The sequence below is a fragment of the Agrococcus sp. TF02-05 genome, from assembly GCF_017565345.1.
Classification (GTDB): domain Bacteria; phylum Actinomycetota; class Actinomycetes; order Actinomycetales; family Microbacteriaceae; genus Agrococcus; species Agrococcus pavilionensis.
On the sequence record NZ_JAGEKO010000014.1, the window covers coordinates 59,409 to 75,398 of the forward strand.

Consider the following 15,990-nt stretch of genomic DNA (forward strand, 5'->3'; position numbering starts at 1 on the left):
ATCGAGCCGCAAGAGCGTGCACATCGCGCGGGGGTGAGACGCGGAACGGCCCGCGGCGTGAGCCGGGGGCCGTTCGTGCGTGAGGCGGGTGCTGGGCTCAGCCCTGTGCGCGGCGCGGGCCGCGGCGCTGCTGGCCGCCCGAGCGGGCCGAGGCCGCGCCCGACTGCAGCGAGCCGCCGCCACTCGACGACCACGCGACCGACGAGCCGCCGCGCTGACCGCCGGAGCGCGCGGGCGCACCGGAGCGACCGCCCGAGCGGGCTCCGCTCTGGCCGCCGCGGCCGCCGGCCGCGCCGCCCTGCTTGACCTCGGGGCGACCCGAGCGGTCCTTGCGCGGCCGCTCCGAGCGCGCCGCGCCCGTCGAGGCGCCGTGCGCGCCCGAGCCGGCGACGCCCTCGCGGGCCGCGCGCTTCCGGCGCGCGTTCGCGCCGGTCGAGCGACCGCCGCCGCCCTGCTGCTGGATCTCGTTGCCCGAGCCGGGGCCGCCGGGGACCGGGGCCACGTGCGGCGCGTACGGTCCGACGAGCGCGTCCACCGCATCCGACGACGCCGTCACCTGCTGCGGCTGCACGCCGATCTTGGCCTTGCGCAGCAGCGACATCGTGTCGCCCCGCTGCGAGGGCAGCATGACCGTCACGACATCGCCCTCGGTGCCGGCGCGAGCCGTGCGGCCCGAGCGGTGCAGGTAGGCCTTGTGCTCCATGGGCGGGTCGACGTGCACCACGAGCTCGACGCCGTCGACGTGCACGCCGCGAGCGGCGACATCCGTCGCCACGAGCACGCGCACCGAGCCGTCGCTGAAGGCCGCGAGGTTGCGGTCGCGGGCGTTCTGCGACAGGTTGCCGTGCAGGTCGACGGCGGGGATGCCGGAGGCGGTGAGGTGCTTCGCGAGCTTCTTCGCCTGGTGCTTCGTGCGGGTGAAGAGGATGCGGCGGCCGAGCCCCGACGCGAGGCGGCGCACGAGCAGGTTCTTGTCGTCGGGCGCGACCTCGAAGAGGTGGTGCGTCATGGCCGCGACGGGCGAGTTCGCCTCGTCGACCGAGTGCATGACCTCATTGGTGAGGAAGCGCTTGACGAGCTTGTCGACCCCGTTGTCGAGGGTCGCTGAGAACAGCAGGCGCTGGCCCGAGCCGGGCGTCTTGTCGAGGATCTTCGTCACGACCGGCAGGAAGCCGAGGTCGGCCATGTGGTCGGCCTCGTCGATGACGGTCATCTCGATGGCCGAGAGCGAGGCGATGCCCTGGTTCATGAGGTCCTCGAGGCGGCCGGGGCACGCCACGACGATGTCGACGCCGTTGCGCAGCGCGGTCTCCTGCGGGCGCTGCGAGACGCCGCCGAAGATGGTGGTGACGGTGAGGCCGGCGGCCTTCGCGAGCGGCGCCATCTCGGTGGCGATCTGCGTCGCGAGCTCGCGCGTCGGGGCGAGCACGAGGCCGAGCGGGAGGCCCGCGCGGCGGTTGCCGCCCGCGAGCTCGCCCGAGAGGCGCGCGATGAGCGGGATGGAGAACGCGAGCGTCTTGCCCGAGCCGGTCTTGCCGCGGCCCAGCACGTCGCGCCCGGCGAGCGTGTCGGGCAGGGTGTCGGCCTGGATCGGGAACGGGTGCTCCCGGTCCATCGCCTTGAGGGCGGTGACGAGCTTGGCGGGCACGCCGAGCTCGTCGAAGGTCGTGGTGACCTCGGGGGTGATGGTGTCAGTCAACGGTTGCTCTTTCTGTGAGCGAGCGCGCGCATCCGGGCCGACCGCACACTCGTGCGGGCGGGTTCTTGGGTGGATGCGTCGACGCAGTTCGGCGAGCGCGGCGGTGGCCGCGATCGTTCGCCGTGGAAGGTTCATCGACGCCCGAGAACCGGGCGGAGAGAGGAGCGTTCAACGACGCAGGCGAGCCGGCAGCGATGCCCTGCTCGCGCAGTGACCTCAGCCTATCAGCAGGGGTCTGACATCACCTAGCCCCGATGCCGCCGAGTGCGAGGATGGCCGCATGGCCACCTCCAGAGTCTTCGTGGACGACGACCGGTTCCGGATCACCGAGTGGACGATCGAGCCCGGCGGCGCGATCGAGGAGCACACGCACGAGTACGACTACGCGGTCGTGGGCGTCGAGCCGTCGGTCATGTGGGCCGTGCTGCCGGACGGCACGGAGCTCGAGGTGGCGATCGAGCCCGGGGTCGCGTACACGCGCGCGGCCGGGACCACGCACAGGATGGAGAACCGCGGCTCCGTGCGGGTCGTCTTCACCGAGGTCGAGGTCAAGGCGTACGCCGGCTGACGAGCACGCGTTCGCGCAGGGCCCCCGCAGGTGCGCTCGATACCGTCCGATGCATGGCCAACCCGCTGAACGACGACGCGATCCTGCTGCTCACGCGCGGCTACGACACGAGCGAGACGATCTGGCAGCGCGCCCGGCCGGGTGCCCGTGCGGTGCGCACGCAGGCGCTCGGCAGCGACGCGCTCTTCATGCGCGGCGCGGAGGCGGTCGAGCTCTTCTACGACGAATCGAAGGTGCGCCGGCACGGGGCGATGCCGATGGTGATCCAGGAGTCGCTCTTCGGCCACGGCTCGGTGCACTCGCTCGACACGGCCGCGCACCGGCACCGCAAGGAGACCTTCCTCGGGCTCGCCTACGACGACGCCGAGGTGCGCCGGCTCGAGCCGCACCTCGAGCGCGAGTGGGGCGAGGAGCTCGCCGACTGGATCGCCGGCGGCGAGCGCTCGGCCTACGACGCGGCGGTCGGCGCGATCGGCCGCGCGATGCAGCGCTGGGCGGGACTGCCGGGCACGGCCGACGCGAAGACGCGCTGGGCGCGGCGGCAGGCGCAGATCGTCGATGGCTTCGGCGTGCCCTACTCCCCCGAGTTCCTGCTCACGATGGCCAACCGCTGGTGGTCGGACCGGCACGCGAGCGCGCTCATCGAGGCGGTGCGGGCGGGCGAGCTCGAGGCGACGGCCGGCACCGCGCTCCACGCGTGGGCGTGGCACCGCGACCCGGAAGGTGAGCTGCTGCCCGCGCGACTCGCGGGCATCGAGCTGCAGAACTCGTTCCGCCCCGCGATCGCGGTGTGCCGGTTCGTCGCCTTCGCCGCGAAGGCGCTCCACGAGCGGCCCGAGTGGCGCGAGCGGATCGCGGCCGAGACCGCCGAGCGCGGCAGGCTGACGGGCGGCCCGCTCGCGACCGCCTTCGCGCACGAGGTGCGTCGCACGGCGCTGTTCGTGCCGATGCTGCCGGGCCGCGCGATCGATGAGGTCGAGCTCGACGGCGAGCGCGTGAGCGCCGGCGCGCTGCTGCTGCTCGACGTGCTCGGCACCGACCTCGACGAGTCGAGCTGGGAGCGCGCGAGCGAGTTCGACCCCGAGCGCTTCGTCGGCATCGACGACTGGGCGGAGATCGAGGCGATGGGCGCCTTCGTGCCGCAGGGCGGCGGGCATCCCTCGACCGGTCACCGCTGCCCCGGCGAGAAGGTCACCATCTCGACGCTCTCGAGCGCGATCGCCGCGCTGAGCGATCCGCGCGTGACGATCCTCGGCGAGGGCCTCGACGTCAGCCGCCGGCGCATGCCGACGAAGCCCGCCTCGGGCGGCGTGGTGCGGAGCGCCCACCGGCGCCCCCGCGGCAGCAGCGGTGGCCGCTGCCCGTTCCACTGAGCCGCGTCAGCGGCGAGCGAAGAGCTCGCCGCTCGCGATGTCGGCCTCGAGCGACTCGAGCGAGCGGCCGCGCGTCTCGAACACGTGCCTCGCGATGAACCACAGCGCGAGCGCGCCGACGGCGGCGAAGAGGAAGAAGGCGCCCGTGATGCCGACCGCCTCGAGCAGCGACGGGAAGGCGAGCGCGAGCGCGCCGTTCGCGAGCCAGTGCGCGAAGACCGCGATGCCGATGCAGAGCCCGCGCACGCGCAGCGGGAAGATCTCGGAGAGGTAGACCCAGGTCGCGACGTTGAGGAACGTCTGCATCGCGCCGACGAAGGCGACGACGAGCGCGAGGAGCACGAAGGGGCGGATGGGGTCCCCCGGCTCGAGCGCGACCGAAGCGATCCCGATGAGCGCATGGCACAGCGTCGTGAGCGAGAAGCCGATCAGCAGAGTCGTGCGGCGGTCGATGCGGTCCATGAGCCGGAGCGCGACGAGCCCGCCGACGACGGCGATGATCGCCGGCGCGATGTTCGCGATGAGGGCCGCCGAGCGATCGAAGCCCGACTCCTCGAGCACGCTCGTGCCGTAGTACATGATCGCGTTGATGCCGGTGAGCTGCTGCGCGACGCCGACGCCGACGCCGACGAGCAGCACGCGGCGCAGCCAGCGGTCCGCGAGCAGCGCTCGGAGCCGCGCGCGGCCGCGCGGCGCGACCGCGGCGGCGTCGAGGCGGGCCTCGATGTGCGCGAGCTCGGCCTCGGCGCGCTCGCCCGCGCGCACCGAGCGCAGCACCGCGAGCGCCTCCTCGCGCCGGCCGCGCTCGGCGAGCCAGCGCGGCGACTCCGGCATGCGGAGCATGCCGAGGAAGAGCGCGATCGCGGGGAGCGCGCAGATCGCGAACATGATGCGCCAGATGCCGTCGAGGTGCCCGAGGGTGCTGCCGAGCACCGCGTTCACGATGAAGGCCGCGAGCTGCCCCGAGACGATCGCCACCTCGTTGCGGCCGGAGATCGAGCCGCGGATCTCGAACGGCGCGAGCTCGGCGAGGTAGACCGGCACGACCGTCGAGGCGCCGCCGACCGCGAGTCCGAGCAGCACGCGACCGACGACCACCGTGGCGAATCCGGGCGCGAGCGCGACGACGAGCGTGCCGACGAAGAACAGCACCGCGAGCGCGATCAGCGTCGAGCGTCGACCGATCCCGTCGGAGATGCGCCCGCCGAGCAGCGCACCGAAGGCGGCCGCGAAGACGAGCGAGCTCGTCACGATGCCCTCGGTGAGCGCCTCGAGCCCGAGCTCGGCGCTCATCGGCTGCAGCGCCCCGTTGATGACGCCCGTGTCGTAGCCGAACAGCAGCCCGCCGAAGCACGCGACGATCGAGATGACACCGAGCCGGGCGCGGTGGGGCCCGCCGCTCAGGGGCGGGAGCGCCGCCTCGCTGCCGGGGCTGGGCGGGGCGATGGCCACGGTGGGTCCTCCGGTCCTCGAGCGATGGGCAACCGCTCGATTCTGCCGTGGCGCGCGTGCCCGCGCGGCATCCGCCTGCGCCCGACCCGTCAGGGCTCGTCGAGCGGCTCCGCGTCGATCACCTCGTCGACGTCGTCGACCGTGTCGGCATCGAACGACCACTGCGCAGGCCGCTCCGCACCGGCGGCGCCGACCCACAGGCCCGAGCCGCCGGGCGCGACGTCGACGACCACCTGGTCGCCGTCGCGCACCTCGCCCGCGAGCAGCGCCCGCGCCAGCCGATCGTCGATCTCGCGCTGCATGAGCCTGCGCAGCGGGCGCGCGCCGTACACGGGGTCGTAGCCGCGCTCCCCGAGCCACTGCCTCGCCGCATCCGTCACCTCGACCGTCAGCCGCCGCTCGCGCAAGCGGCGGCCGAGCGCGTGCACCTGGATGCCGACGATCTCGCCGAGCTCCTCCTGCGTGAGCGCGTCGAAGATGACGATGTCGTCGAGCCGGTTGACGAACTCGGGCTTGAACGCGGCACGCACGGCGCCCATGACCTGCTCGCGCGCCGTCTGCGCCGAGAGGGTCGGGTCGGTGAGGAACGTCGAGCCGAGGTTGGAGGTCAGGATGAGGATCGTGTTGCGGAAGTCGACCGTGCGGCCCTGCCCGTCGGTCAGGCGGCCGTCGTCGAGCACCTGCAGCAGCAGGTCGAAGACCTCGGGGTGGGCCTTCTCGACCTCGTCCATGAGCACGACGGAGTAGGGCCGGCGGCGCACGGCCTCGGTGAGCTGGCCGCCCTGCTCGTAGCCGATGTAGCCGGGAGGGGCGCCGACGAGGCGCGCGACGGAGTGCTTCTCGCCGTACTCCGACATGTCGATGCGCACGAGCGCCTTCTCGTCGTCGAAGAGCAGCTCGGCGAGTGCCTTCGCGAGCTCGGTCTTGCCGACGCCGGTCGGCCCGAGGAACAGGAACGAGCCGGTGGGCTGGTCGGGGTTCGAGACGCCCGCGCGGCTGCGGCGCACGGCATCCGACACCGCCGAGACGGCCTCGCGCTGGCCGACGACGCGGAGCGCGAGCTCGTCCTCGAGCGCGAGCAGCTTCTCGGTCTCGCCCTGCAGCAGCCGGCCGACGGGGATGCCCGTCCACGCGGCGACGACCGAGGCGATGTCGTCCTCCGTCACCTGGTCGCCGACCATCCTCGCCCCCGACTCGGCGGCCTGCGCCTCGGCCTGCTTGAGCTGCCGCTCGACCTGCGGGATCTCGCCGTAGAGCAGCCGCGACGCGCGCTCGAGGTCGCCCTCGCGCTGCGCGCGCTCCGCGCGGCCGCGCAGCTCGTCGAGCTGCTCGCGCAGGCCGCCGATGCGGTTGAGGCTCGCGCGCTCGGTCTGCCAGCGCTCGTCGAGCGCCTTGAGCTCGGTGCGGCGCTCGGCGAGCGTCGCCTCGAGCTCGGCGAGCCGCTCCTTCGACGCGTCGTCGCGCTCGCGCTTGAGCGCGAGGCGCTCGATCTCCATGCGGTCGACGGTGCGGCGCAGCTGGTCGATCTCGGTCGGCGCCGAGTCGATCTCCATGCGCAGCCGGCTCGCCGCCTCGTCGATGAGGTCGATCGCCTTGTCGGGCAGCTGCCGGGCGGTGATGTAGCGGTTCGAGAGGGATGCGGCTGCGACGAGCGCGCTGTCGGCGATCGTGACCTTGTGGTGGGCCTCGTACCGCTCCTTGAGCCCGCGCAGGATCGCGACGGTGTCCTCGACGCTCGGCTCGCCGACGTAGACCTGCTGGAAGCGCCGCTCCATCGCGGCGTCCTTCTCGATGAACTCGCGGTACTCGTCGAGCGTCGTCGCGCCGATGAGGCGCAGCTCGCCGCGCGCGAGCATCGGCTTGAGCATGTTGCTCGCGCCCTGGCTGCCCTCGGCCGCGCCGGCGCCCATGATGATGTGCAGCTCGTCGATGAACGTCACGATCCGGCCCTCGGCCTTCGCGATCTCGGCGAGCACGTTCTTCATGCGCTCCTCGAAGTCGCCGCGGTACTTGCTGCCCGCGATCATCGCGTTGACGTCGAGCGCGACGAGCGACTTGCCCTTGAGGCTCTCGGGCACGTCGCCCGCGACGATGCGTTGCGCGAGGCCCTCGACGACGGCCGTCTTCCCGACGCCGGGCTCGCCGATGAGCACTGGGTTGTTCTTCGTGCGGCGCGAGAGCACCTGGCTGATGCGCCGGATCTCCTCGTCGCGCCCGATGACGGGGTCGAGCCGCCCCGAACGGGCGATCTCGGTGAGGTCGGTGCCGAACTGCTCGAGCGCCGACTGCTGCTCCTCCTGGCCCGGCATCATGCCGCCCATGCGTGCCATCCGCTCCTCCATCGATCCTGGACTAGCGATCTCAAACTTGAGTGCTATCGACTCAACTTTACTACGCATGCTGGACGTTGGCTAGGAAAACCGGTCGGACCGCTCCCCGCCGCCGATACTGAGGTACGGGCCGCCGCGACGGCGCCCCGATCGACCACGACGACGTGACCGATGTGAGGAGCTCGACATGACCGCTCAGGGCCCGGACGACTCCACCCCGAGGAGCCGTCCGTACGAACCGGCTCGGGACGCCGCGACGGGCGACGACGGGCGCGCGGATGCCGCCGACGCGCGCGAGCGGCGCCGCGACGATGGGCGCTCCGGTGCCGCAGAGGTGAGGGAGCGCCGGCACGACGATCGCTTGGCCACCGACGTGCGCCATGACCGCGAGGCCGTCGTGGCGCGGGAGCGCGAGCGCTTCGGCGGCGTCAAGGTGGGCGCGGCGTTCTTCGGCTGGCTCACCGCGACCGGTGCGGTCGTGCTGCTCATCGCGCTCGCCGCGGCGATCGGCGCGCTCATCGCCTCGCTCTCCGGCCGCGCCGTCGACGACGTCGTCGAGGGCGCGCAGCAGGACCTGCAGTCGGCCGGCATCTGGGGCGCCGTCATCCTGCTCGTCATCTGGTTCGTCGCCTACTACTGCGGCGGCTACGTCGCCGGTCGCATGGCGCGCTTCAACGGCGCCAAGCAGGGCGTGGCCGTGTGGGTGTGGGCCGTCGTGATCGCGATCGTCGCGGCGGTGATCGGGCTCGTGGCAGGGCAGAACTTCGCCCTGCCGCCCGGCTCGATGCCGACGCTGCCCCTCCCCGAGGACCAGGCGACGCTCGCGGCGATCATCTCGGCCGTCGTGGTCGCGGTCGTGGCGCTCATCGGCGCGGCGCTCGGCGGGCTCGCGGGCATGCGCTTCCACCGCCGCGTCGACCGCGCCGGCTTCGATCTGAGCGATCGCCGGTAGCCCGCCGCGACGGGCCTCGAGTCCCAGCGATCTCGAAGCGACGGGTTAGCACTCTCTTGGGTCGAGTGCTAGAATGGAGCCGCTCCTCGGGGCGGTCCCCGAGGGAGCTGCCGAAGACACCGACGGCCGTCGCACAGGGCACGGCCGCACGTGGAGGAGGTGGTTGTCAATGGCACTGACCTTCGACCCGTTCCGCGAGATGGACAGGATGACCGCTCGGCTGCTGGGCGGCGGTGGCGCCGCGGCCGCATCGAGCTGGATGCCCATGGATCTCTACCGCGCCGGCGATCACTACGTCGTGCACGTCGACCTCCCGGGCATCGACCCGGGCTCGATCGACCTCGGCATCGACGCCGGCACGCTGACGATCCAGGCCGAGCGCACGATCGGCGGCGGCGACCAGCGGCAGTGGATCGCGCAGGAGCGACCCGCCGGCCGCTACATGCGCCAGCTGAGCCTCGGCACCGACGTCGACCTCGACCGCATCGAGGCGTCGTACGAGCACGGCGTGCTCACCCTCACGATCCCGGTCGCCGAGCGCGCGAAGCCGCGCAAGATCGAGGTGCAGCACGGCGGCGGCGGGCAGTCGCAGATCGGCACGGGCCAGGGCTCGAGCGAGAGCGAGTCCTCGACCGCGACCGCCGGCTCGACGAGCTGAGCCGGGCCGCTCCACAGGCGCGGCGCCGCCACCGGCGGTCGCCGCGCCCTCCTGTCGCACGCGCAGGCCGCGCCGATAGCGTGGCGGCGTGACCGACCTGCACCTGACCCACCTCGGCGAGCACGGCTCGCCCGTCATGCTCTGCCACGGGCTCTTCGGGCAGGGCAAGAACTGGACGCAGATCGCGAAGGCACTCGCCGACCGGCATCGCGTCACGCTCGTCGACATGCCCAACCACGGTCGTTCGGGCTGGACCGAGCGCCTCGACTACCTCGAGATGGCGGATGCGGTGGCGAGCGCGATCGACGAGCCCACGGCCCTCGTCGGCCACTCCATGGGCGGCAAGGCGGCGATGCTCGCGGCCTTGCGCCACCCCGAGAAGGTCGAGCGGCTGTGCGTCGTCGACGTCTCCCCGGTCGCCTACCGCTCGACCGACGAGTTCGCCCGCTACATCGACGGCATGCTCGCGATCGACCTCGACGGGCTCGGCTCGCGCTCGGAGGCGAGCGAGGCGCTCGCCGAGGCCGCGCCCGATCCCGGCGTGCGCGGATTCCTGCTGCAGAGCCTGCAGCGCGACGGCGACGGCTGGCGCTGGCTGCCGAACCTCGAGGTGCTGCGCCGCGACCTCGCCGTGCTCCGCGGATTCCCCGAGACCGACGCCGTCTACGAGGGCCCCGTGCTGTGGGTCGCCGGTGCCGACTCGGGCTACGTGCGCGACGAGTTCGCGCCGCAGATGGAGGCGCGGTTCCCGAACGTGCGCCGCGTGACGATCAAGGGCGCGGGCCACTGGGTGCACTCCGAGCAGCCGCAGGTGTTCACCGAGGTGCTCGCCCGCTTCGTCGACGCGAGCTGACCCGCCGGTGCGCGACTGCGCCCGGCGAGCGTTCGGCTCGCCGGGCGCAGGGCGGGGTCAGCGGTCGGCCGAGATGACCGAGAGATCCTCCGCGAGCTCGACGTCGACGTCCTCGCCGCCGAGCTCGACCTCGACCTCGAAGCGCACGTCGGCGTCGTCCTCCGTCTCGATCGAGACGACGACGCCGCCTCCGGCCGCCGCGATCGCCGCGTCGCTGATCGCCGCGATCCGCGACGGGTCGAGCGGCACGTCGCTCGAGTCGTCGCCGTCGTCGTCCGCGCGCACGACCGGGTCGCCGCTGAGCGGCACGCGCACCTCGACCTCGCTGCCGTCGGCCAGCCGGATGTCGACCTTCCAGCCGTCGCGCTCGACCTCGACGCTCGTCGCATCGCCGCCGCCCGCGGCGGTGACCGCGGCCTCGATCGCCGCGACCAGGTCGTCGGGCTCCGTCGGCACCGTGCCGCCCACGACCGCGAAGTCGTCGCCGCCGCGGTCGTCGCCGGGGTCCGCGGACGCGGACGCGGAAGGAGTGGGCGCCGCGTCATCGTCGTCGTCGAACGCATCGGCGATCGAGAGGCCGACGCCGGCGACGCCGAGCACGACCGCGGCCGCGGCCGAGCCGATGAGGATCGGTCGGAGGATGCCGCGACCGCGCCGCCGCTCGGCGGGCTCGGGCGCCGCATCGAGGCGCTCGGTGCTGCTCGCGTCCGGAGCGCTCGCGTCGGCCGCCGGGTCGGGGTGACGCGGCGTCGGGTCGTCTGCGCCGATGGCGTCGGGTCGGTCTTCGGGGTGCTGCTGCTCGTTCATGGGCTCCACCCTCCTCGCGGGGCGCTGACGCACGACTGAACGATGCTGAACGCCGCTTCAGGCGCCGCGCGGCTCGGGCGCTGCCGGCAGCTCGAGCACGAACCGCGCGCCGCCGAGCGGTGCGCTCGTGACCCAGGCGTCGCCGCCGTGGCTGCGCGCCACCTGCCGCACGATCGCGAGTCCGAGCCCCGAGCCGCCGTCGTCGCGCGCTCTCGCCTCGTCGAGCCGCACGAAGCGCTCGAACACGTGCTCGCGCTCTGCAGCCGGCACGCCGGCACCGTCGTCGTCGACCCAGAGCATGGCTCGGCCGTCGCGCACGACGGAGCCGAGCACGATGCGCTCGCGCGCATGCCGCAGCGCGTTGTCGACGAGGTTGCGGCACGCGAGGCCGAGCAGGCGCGCGTCGCCCTCGACCGGCGCGGCCCGCACCGCGGCGCCGTCCGCCGCGCGGCCGAGCGCGCGCACGCGAGCGAGCTCCGCGAGCGCGAGGTCGTCGAGGTCGACCGGCTGCCGCTGACCGCTCGCGGCGGCGCGCTCGTCGAGCCGGGCGAGCAGCAGCAGCGCCTCGACGATGCCATGCATCCGCTCGCCTTCCTGCAGCACGACGTCGGTCAGCTCGTCGGGCCGCACGGCCTCGGGATGCGCTCGCGCGAGCTCGGCGAACTGCCGCATGGACGCGAGCGGCGAGCGCAGCTCGTGCGACGCGTCCGACACGAAGCGCTGGCGGGATCGCGCATCGGCCTCGACGCGGTCGAGCATGCGGTTCATCGTCGCGGCGAGCCGGTCGAGCTCATCGCCGCGGCTCGTCATCCCGATGCGGCGGTCGAGCCCCGTCGCGTCGATCTCGTCCACCTGGGCGCGCATACGGTCGACGTGCGCGAGCGCGCGATCGACGACGATCCAGACGACGGTCGCGACGAGGATGAGCGCGAGCGGCACTGCGACGGCGAGCAGCGCGGTCGTCGAGCGCACCGCCTCGTCGACGGGCGCGAGGGAACGGGCGACGACGATGGTGCCGGCCTCGGCCTCGGTCGCCACCACGACGTGGCGCTCGCCGTCGGCCTCGGCGGTCAGCGCCTCGCCGCCGGACGGCACGGGCAGGGTCGCCGCCGCGTCGGCGTTGACGACCACGCCGGTCGGCGAGCGCAGCGCGACGAGCACGTCGTCGTCGCGCTGCACGAGGGCCGCGGTCTGGATCGTGCCGTCGTCGATGCCCTGCGCGAGCGCGTCGAGCTCGTCGGCGAGCTGCGCGGCGACGGATGCCTGCAGCATGCGCTCGAGGGTCCAGACGAGCGTCGCTGCGCCGAGGCCGAGCGCGACGGCGACGATCGCGACCGCGGCGGCGGTGATGCGCAGCCGGATCGACGCGCGCCGGCGGGTCGGCCGCTCGCGCGCGCGCTCAGCCACCGTCGGCCGCCAGCCGGTAGCCCGCGGCGCGCACCGTCTGGATCGCGGCGCGCCCGAAGGGCCGGTCGACCTTCCGGCGGAGCCGGCCGACGTACACCTCGACGATGTTCGGGTCGCCCTCGAAGTCCTCCGACCACACGTCGTCGAGCAGCTCGCGCTTCGTCACGACCTCGCCGCGCCTGCGCATGAGCAGCTCGAGCACCGCGAGCTCGCGGGCGCTCAGCTCGAGCCGCTCGTCGCCGCGGTGCACGGTGCGCGCCGCGGGATCGAGCCGCAGGTCGCCGGCCTCGAGCACGACGGGCCGCTCCCGGCCGCCGCGGCGCGCGAGGGCGCGGATGCGGGCGACGAGCACGGGGAACGAGAAGGGCTTCACGAGCCAGTCGTCGCCGCCGGTGTCGAGCCCCTCGACCTCGTCCCACTCGCCGTCCTTCGCGGTGAGGAAGAGCACGGGGGTCCAGATCCCCTCCGCGCGCATCGCCTGGCAGACGCGGTAGCCGCTCATCCCCGGCATCATCACGTCGAGCAGCACGACGTCGTAGGCGAACTCCCGCGCGCGCCACAGCCCGTCGACGCCGTCGTGGGCGAGGTCGACCGTCATGCCCTCGGCCTGCAGCCCGCGGCGCACGCCGTCGGCGAGGCGCACCTCGTCGTCGACCAGCAGCACGCGCATGCGTCGAGCATGGCGGCTCGCCGCTGACGCAGGCCTGAACGGCACGCGCACCCGGCGCCTGCCACTCCTCGCCGTGAGAAGATGGAGCCCATGCCAGCCGCCGCCGAGCCCCTCGCGCGGGTCGTCCTCATCGGCGGCGCCTCCGGCTCCGGCAAGTCGCGCATCGCCGAGCGATCCGGGCTCCCGGTGCTGCGGCTCGACGACTTCTACCGCGAGGGCGACGACCCCGAGCTCCCGCGGCTCGAGACGGGCGAGGTCGATTGGGACCACCCCGGCTCGTGGCACCGCGAGCGCGCGATCGACGCGCTCGAGCAGCTCGCCCGCACGGGCAGCACGACCGCGCCCGTCTACGACATCTCGCGCAGCGCGAGCGTGGGCGAGCATCCCGTCGCGCTCGACGGCGCGACGCTCTTCGTCGCCGAGGGCGTCTTCGTCGCGGAGGTGGTCGCGGAGGCCGAGCGCCGCGGCATCCTCGCCGACGCGCTGTGCGTGCACCGCTCGCGCTGGCTCACCATGGCGCTGCGCTTCGCGCGCGACCTGCGCGAGCGGCGCAAGAGCCCGTCGTTCCTCGTCAAGCGCGGGCTCATCCTCGCCGGCCGCGAGCCGGCGATCGTCGCACGGCTGACGGATGCGGGCTGCCGGCCCGTGCGCGTGCGCGCGGCCAGGCGCATGCTCGCGCGGGCAGCCGCCCCGCGCTGAGCCTCGTCAGTCGAGGTCGTCGCGCTCCTGGTCGACCATGACCTCGCGGCCGTCGACGACCTCGTAGGTCGCGGTGCGGAACGGCGCCGGGGTGAGCGACATCGCCACGGCACCGCTCGGCGCGACCCGCGCATCCGCCACCTCGAACCCGGCCGGCCGATCCGCGCCGTCGAAGACGCGCTTGCCGCTGCCGAGCACGACCGGGAAGACGATGAGGCGCAGCTCGTCGAGCAGCCGCTCGGCGATGAGGGTCTGCAGCAGCCGCCAGGAGCCGTGCACCTGCAGCTCGCCCTCGCCGGTGGCCTTCAGGACGCGGATGCGCTCGGGCACGTCGTCGGCGATGACCGACGCGGTGCCGGACCACGGGGCCTCATCGAGCCGCAGGGTCGTCGAGACGACGTGCTTCGGCGCGGTGTTGAGCCGCTGCGCGACGGGATCGCCGTCGTCGGTGACCTGCGGCCAGTAGCCGGCCATCATGTCGTAGGTGCGGCGGCCGAAGAGCAGGGCGTCGGTGCGCTCGAACCAGCCGCTGACGACCTCGCCGACCGCCTCGTCGAAGCCCGGCGCGACCCAGCCGCCCCAGCGGAACCCGCCCTCGGTGTCCTCGTCGCGGCCGCCGGGGCCCTGCATGACGCCGTCGAGGGTCATGAACTCGTGCGCGACCAGTCGCATCCGTGCCTCCCGTGATCCTCGCCGACCAGGGTGCTCGCGAGCGCGGGCGCGCGCAAGGACCTACTCCGCGGCCCGCCGCGCCTCGCGGCGCGCGATCGCGAGCCACGTGCGCGGCCCGGCGAGCCAGCCGATGAGCGTCGAGACGGCGATCGAGGCGAGCACCCAGATGCCGGCGACGAGCCAGAAGCCGAGCGTGCCGGTCAGGAGCGTCAGCAGCCCGAGGAGCCAGCTCGAGAGCGTCGAGAGCCCCGCTTGCAGCGCCGTGCCGAGCGCGGTGCCGCGGAAGGTCACCGCTGCCGCCGCGACGACGCCCGCCTGCCGCATGCGGCGGGTCGAGAGCCAGCAGCCGAGCGCGCCCGCGCCGACCGCGAGCACGACGAGCACGAGCACGACGGGCGCGAGCCACGAGGCGTCGAGCCGCTCGATCCAGTCGACGACCGCGAGGCCCCACTCGACGCCGTCGAAGAGGTCGATGATCGCGGCGCGGAGCACGATGACGACGAGCGCCGCCACGAGCATGCCCCAGACGAGCGAGGCGCCCGCCGCGACGAGCGAGAGGCCGACGGCGCCCGCCGACCGCACCGCCGCGCGCTGCGCTGCGTCGAGCACGTCAGGGCGCTCCGAGCGGGCCGCGGCACGGCTCACGCGCGCGCTCCGCGCAGCCGCACCTCCGTCAGCTCCGCCTCGTCGCGAGCGCGGGCGGCGGCCTCGGCCTCGGCCTCCTGCGCCGCGGCGATCGCGCGGGGATCGACGCGCGGGCGCGACGTCGACAGGAACAGCCAGCCGAACAGCAGCCCGACCCCGCCGGTCAGCACGACCGCCATCCCGAGGAGCCCGAACAGCGTCGCCCACATCGAGCCGAGCGTGAGCGAGGCCGACGAGCTCGCGACGGTCGCGACGAACGCGACGACGATCGCGCCCGGCCAGTAGGCGAAGCCGAAGAGCCCCGTCGCGCCCGTCGTGCACAGCCACGCGAGCCACGCCGAGCGGTGCGGCTTCGCGAGCCCCGCTGCCTTCCCCCACTGGCGGCTGAGGATCGCGCCGAGCGCGAGCAGCCCGCCGCCGACGAGCGCGCCGATGATCGCTGTCGCGAGCACGCGATCGGGCGTCGTCCACAGGGCGACGATCGAGGTGAGCGAGTCGGCCTCGATCGTGCCGACCGGCTCGCCGGCGGCGTGCAGCAGCCACGCGAAGCCGACGATCGAGAAGTAGGTGACGAGGAAGTGCGTCGCGAGCGCCATGATCGTCTGCCCGAGCCACGAGCTCAGCACGGCGGCGCCGGTCTGCCGCCGCGTCCACGGCAGCCGCGGTGGCAGCGGGGGCGGGTAGGACGCGATCGCGTACGGCCCGGCGGGTGCGTAGGACCCGGCCGCGTGCATCGGCGCGGCGGGCGCTCCGTAGCCGGACGGTCCGTAGCCGGGCGGGCCGTACACCGGCGGAGCGGCCTGCGCCGCGGCCGTCATGTGGGGCAGCGCGTAGCCGATCGGAGGGGCGTAGGGAGCGCCAACGGGAGGCGGCGCGTAGCCGGGCAGCGCCGCGGCGGCCGGCGCAGAGTGCCGGAACTCTGCTGCTGTGGCGCCCCCGGGCAGCAGAGTGTCGACACTCTGCGGCGGGAAGGACGGGGCGACCCGCGGGGCGGCGGGGTGCGGTGGCTGGTGCGTGAGCGGCACCGCGTACGCGGGCGGCGCGACGGCGAGCTGGAGCTCGCGCTCGCGGCGCCGGCGCTCGCGCTCGGCCGCGCGCGACTGCAGCGCCGTCGTCGGCACGAGCGCATCGCGCGCCGGCGCGGACTCGGCACGCACGGCGTGCGCGCGGCCCGTGCCGGCCGCGCGCGCAGCGGCGTCGGCCGG

14 protein-coding genes and 1 pseudogene are annotated in these 15,990 nt (G+C 74.0%); 6 read left to right on the top strand and 9 right to left on the bottom strand.

Annotation, left to right across the window (positions count from 1 at the left end; all coding sequences use genetic code 11):
- Nucleotides 1–97: 97 nt before the first annotated feature.
- Nucleotides 98–1,615 carry a DEAD/DEAH box helicase gene (locus JQT67_RS13040; protein WP_208065190.1) on the bottom strand — a complete coding sequence of 506 codons (1,518 nt, stop codon included), beginning with the start codon at nucleotides 1,613–1,615 and terminating at the stop codon, nucleotides 98–100.
- 364 nt (nucleotides 1,616–1,979) lie between these two features.
- Here JQT67_RS13040 and JQT67_RS13045 point away from each other — a divergent pair, with 364 nt between their 5' ends.
- Nucleotides 1,980–2,267 carry a cupin gene (locus tag JQT67_RS13045; RefSeq protein WP_208065178.1) on the top strand — a complete coding sequence of 96 codons (288 nt, stop codon included), beginning with the start codon at nucleotides 1,980–1,982 and terminating at the stop codon, nucleotides 2,265–2,267.
- Between the two features lie 53 nt (nucleotides 2,268–2,320).
- The gene (locus JQT67_RS13050; protein WP_208065179.1) at nucleotides 2,321–3,640 is read left to right on the top strand and encodes a cytochrome P450; all 1,320 of its coding nucleotides are present in this window, start codon (nucleotides 2,321–2,323) and stop codon (nucleotides 3,638–3,640) included.
- Nucleotides 3,641–3,646: 6 nt separating this feature from the next.
- On the opposite strand, the gene JQT67_RS13055 is transcribed toward JQT67_RS13050, so the two are convergent.
- Nucleotides 3,647–5,092 (bottom strand): sugar porter family MFS transporter, encoded by a 1,446-nt coding sequence (locus tag JQT67_RS13055; RefSeq protein ID WP_307864342.1) that lies wholly within the window; start codon nucleotides 5,090–5,092, stop codon nucleotides 3,647–3,649.
- 89 nt (nucleotides 5,093–5,181) lie between these two features.
- Nucleotides 5,182–7,422, bottom strand: a complete 2,241-nt coding sequence (locus JQT67_RS13060) for an AAA family ATPase (RefSeq protein WP_307864343.1) — start codon at nucleotides 7,420–7,422, stop codon at nucleotides 5,182–5,184.
- 187 nt (nucleotides 7,423–7,609) lie between these two features.
- On the opposite strand from JQT67_RS13060, the gene JQT67_RS13065 reads away from it, so the two are divergent.
- The 3 genes from JQT67_RS13065 (at nucleotide 7,610) to JQT67_RS13075 (ending at nucleotide 9,885) form a co-directional block, all read left to right on the top strand.
- Nucleotides 7,610–8,374: a hypothetical protein gene (locus JQT67_RS13065; protein ID WP_208065181.1), complete on the top strand. Its 765-nt coding sequence runs from the start codon at nucleotides 7,610–7,612 to the stop codon at nucleotides 8,372–8,374.
- A 169-nt stretch (nucleotides 8,375–8,543) separates the two neighbouring features.
- Complete coding sequence (locus JQT67_RS13070; RefSeq protein WP_208065182.1) at nucleotides 8,544–9,032, top strand: Hsp20/alpha crystallin family protein; 489 nt, start codon at nucleotides 8,544–8,546, stop codon at nucleotides 9,030–9,032.
- Nucleotides 9,033–9,120: 88 nt separating this feature from the next.
- Nucleotides 9,121–9,885: an alpha/beta fold hydrolase gene (locus tag JQT67_RS13075; RefSeq protein WP_307864344.1), complete on the top strand. Its 765-nt coding sequence runs from the start codon at nucleotides 9,121–9,123 to the stop codon at nucleotides 9,883–9,885.
- Nucleotides 9,886–9,942: 57 nt separating this feature from the next.
- Here JQT67_RS13075 and JQT67_RS13080 read toward each other — a convergent pair whose 3' ends face one another.
- The 3 genes from JQT67_RS13080 to JQT67_RS13090 are packed head-to-tail and all read right to left on the bottom strand — an operon-like array spanning nucleotide 9,943 to nucleotide 12,769.
- A complete protein-coding gene (locus JQT67_RS13080; RefSeq protein ID WP_208065183.1) occupies nucleotides 9,943–10,692 on the bottom strand; it encodes a hypothetical protein in 750 nt (249 codons plus the stop codon).
- Nucleotides 10,693–10,749: 57 nt separating this feature from the next.
- Nucleotides 10,750–12,099, bottom strand: a complete 1,350-nt coding sequence (locus tag JQT67_RS13085) for a cell wall metabolism sensor histidine kinase WalK (protein WP_208065184.1) — start codon at nucleotides 12,097–12,099, stop codon at nucleotides 10,750–10,752.
- Complete coding sequence (locus JQT67_RS13090; RefSeq protein WP_021009621.1) at nucleotides 12,092–12,769, bottom strand: response regulator transcription factor; 678 nt, start codon at nucleotides 12,767–12,769, stop codon at nucleotides 12,092–12,094. Before JQT67_RS13090 ends, JQT67_RS13085 begins: the two co-directional genes overlap by 8 nt.
- 90 nt (nucleotides 12,770–12,859) lie before the next feature.
- Here JQT67_RS13090 and JQT67_RS13095 point away from each other — a divergent pair, with 90 nt between their 5' ends.
- A complete protein-coding gene (locus JQT67_RS13095; RefSeq protein WP_021009620.1) occupies nucleotides 12,860–13,468 on the top strand; it encodes a uridine kinase in 609 nt (202 codons plus the stop codon).
- A gap of 6 nt (nucleotides 13,469–13,474) precedes the next feature.
- Here the strand turns inward: JQT67_RS13095 and JQT67_RS13100 are convergent, their stop codons facing one another.
- The 3 genes and pseudogenes from JQT67_RS13100 to JQT67_RS13110 all read right to left on the bottom strand — a co-directional run.
- Nucleotides 13,475–14,140: a dihydrofolate reductase family protein gene (locus JQT67_RS13100; RefSeq protein ID WP_208065185.1), complete on the bottom strand. Its 666-nt coding sequence runs from the start codon at nucleotides 14,138–14,140 to the stop codon at nucleotides 13,475–13,477.
- Nucleotides 14,141–14,200: 60 nt separating this feature from the next.
- Nucleotides 14,201–14,785 carry a hypothetical protein gene (locus tag JQT67_RS13105; RefSeq protein ID WP_208065186.1) on the bottom strand — a complete coding sequence of 195 codons (585 nt, stop codon included), beginning with the start codon at nucleotides 14,783–14,785 and terminating at the stop codon, nucleotides 14,201–14,203.
- Nucleotides 14,782–15,990: pseudogene (locus JQT67_RS13110) on the bottom strand (hypothetical protein); the annotation flags it as partial. The pseudogene JQT67_RS13110 and the gene JQT67_RS13105, both read right to left, overlap by 4 nt.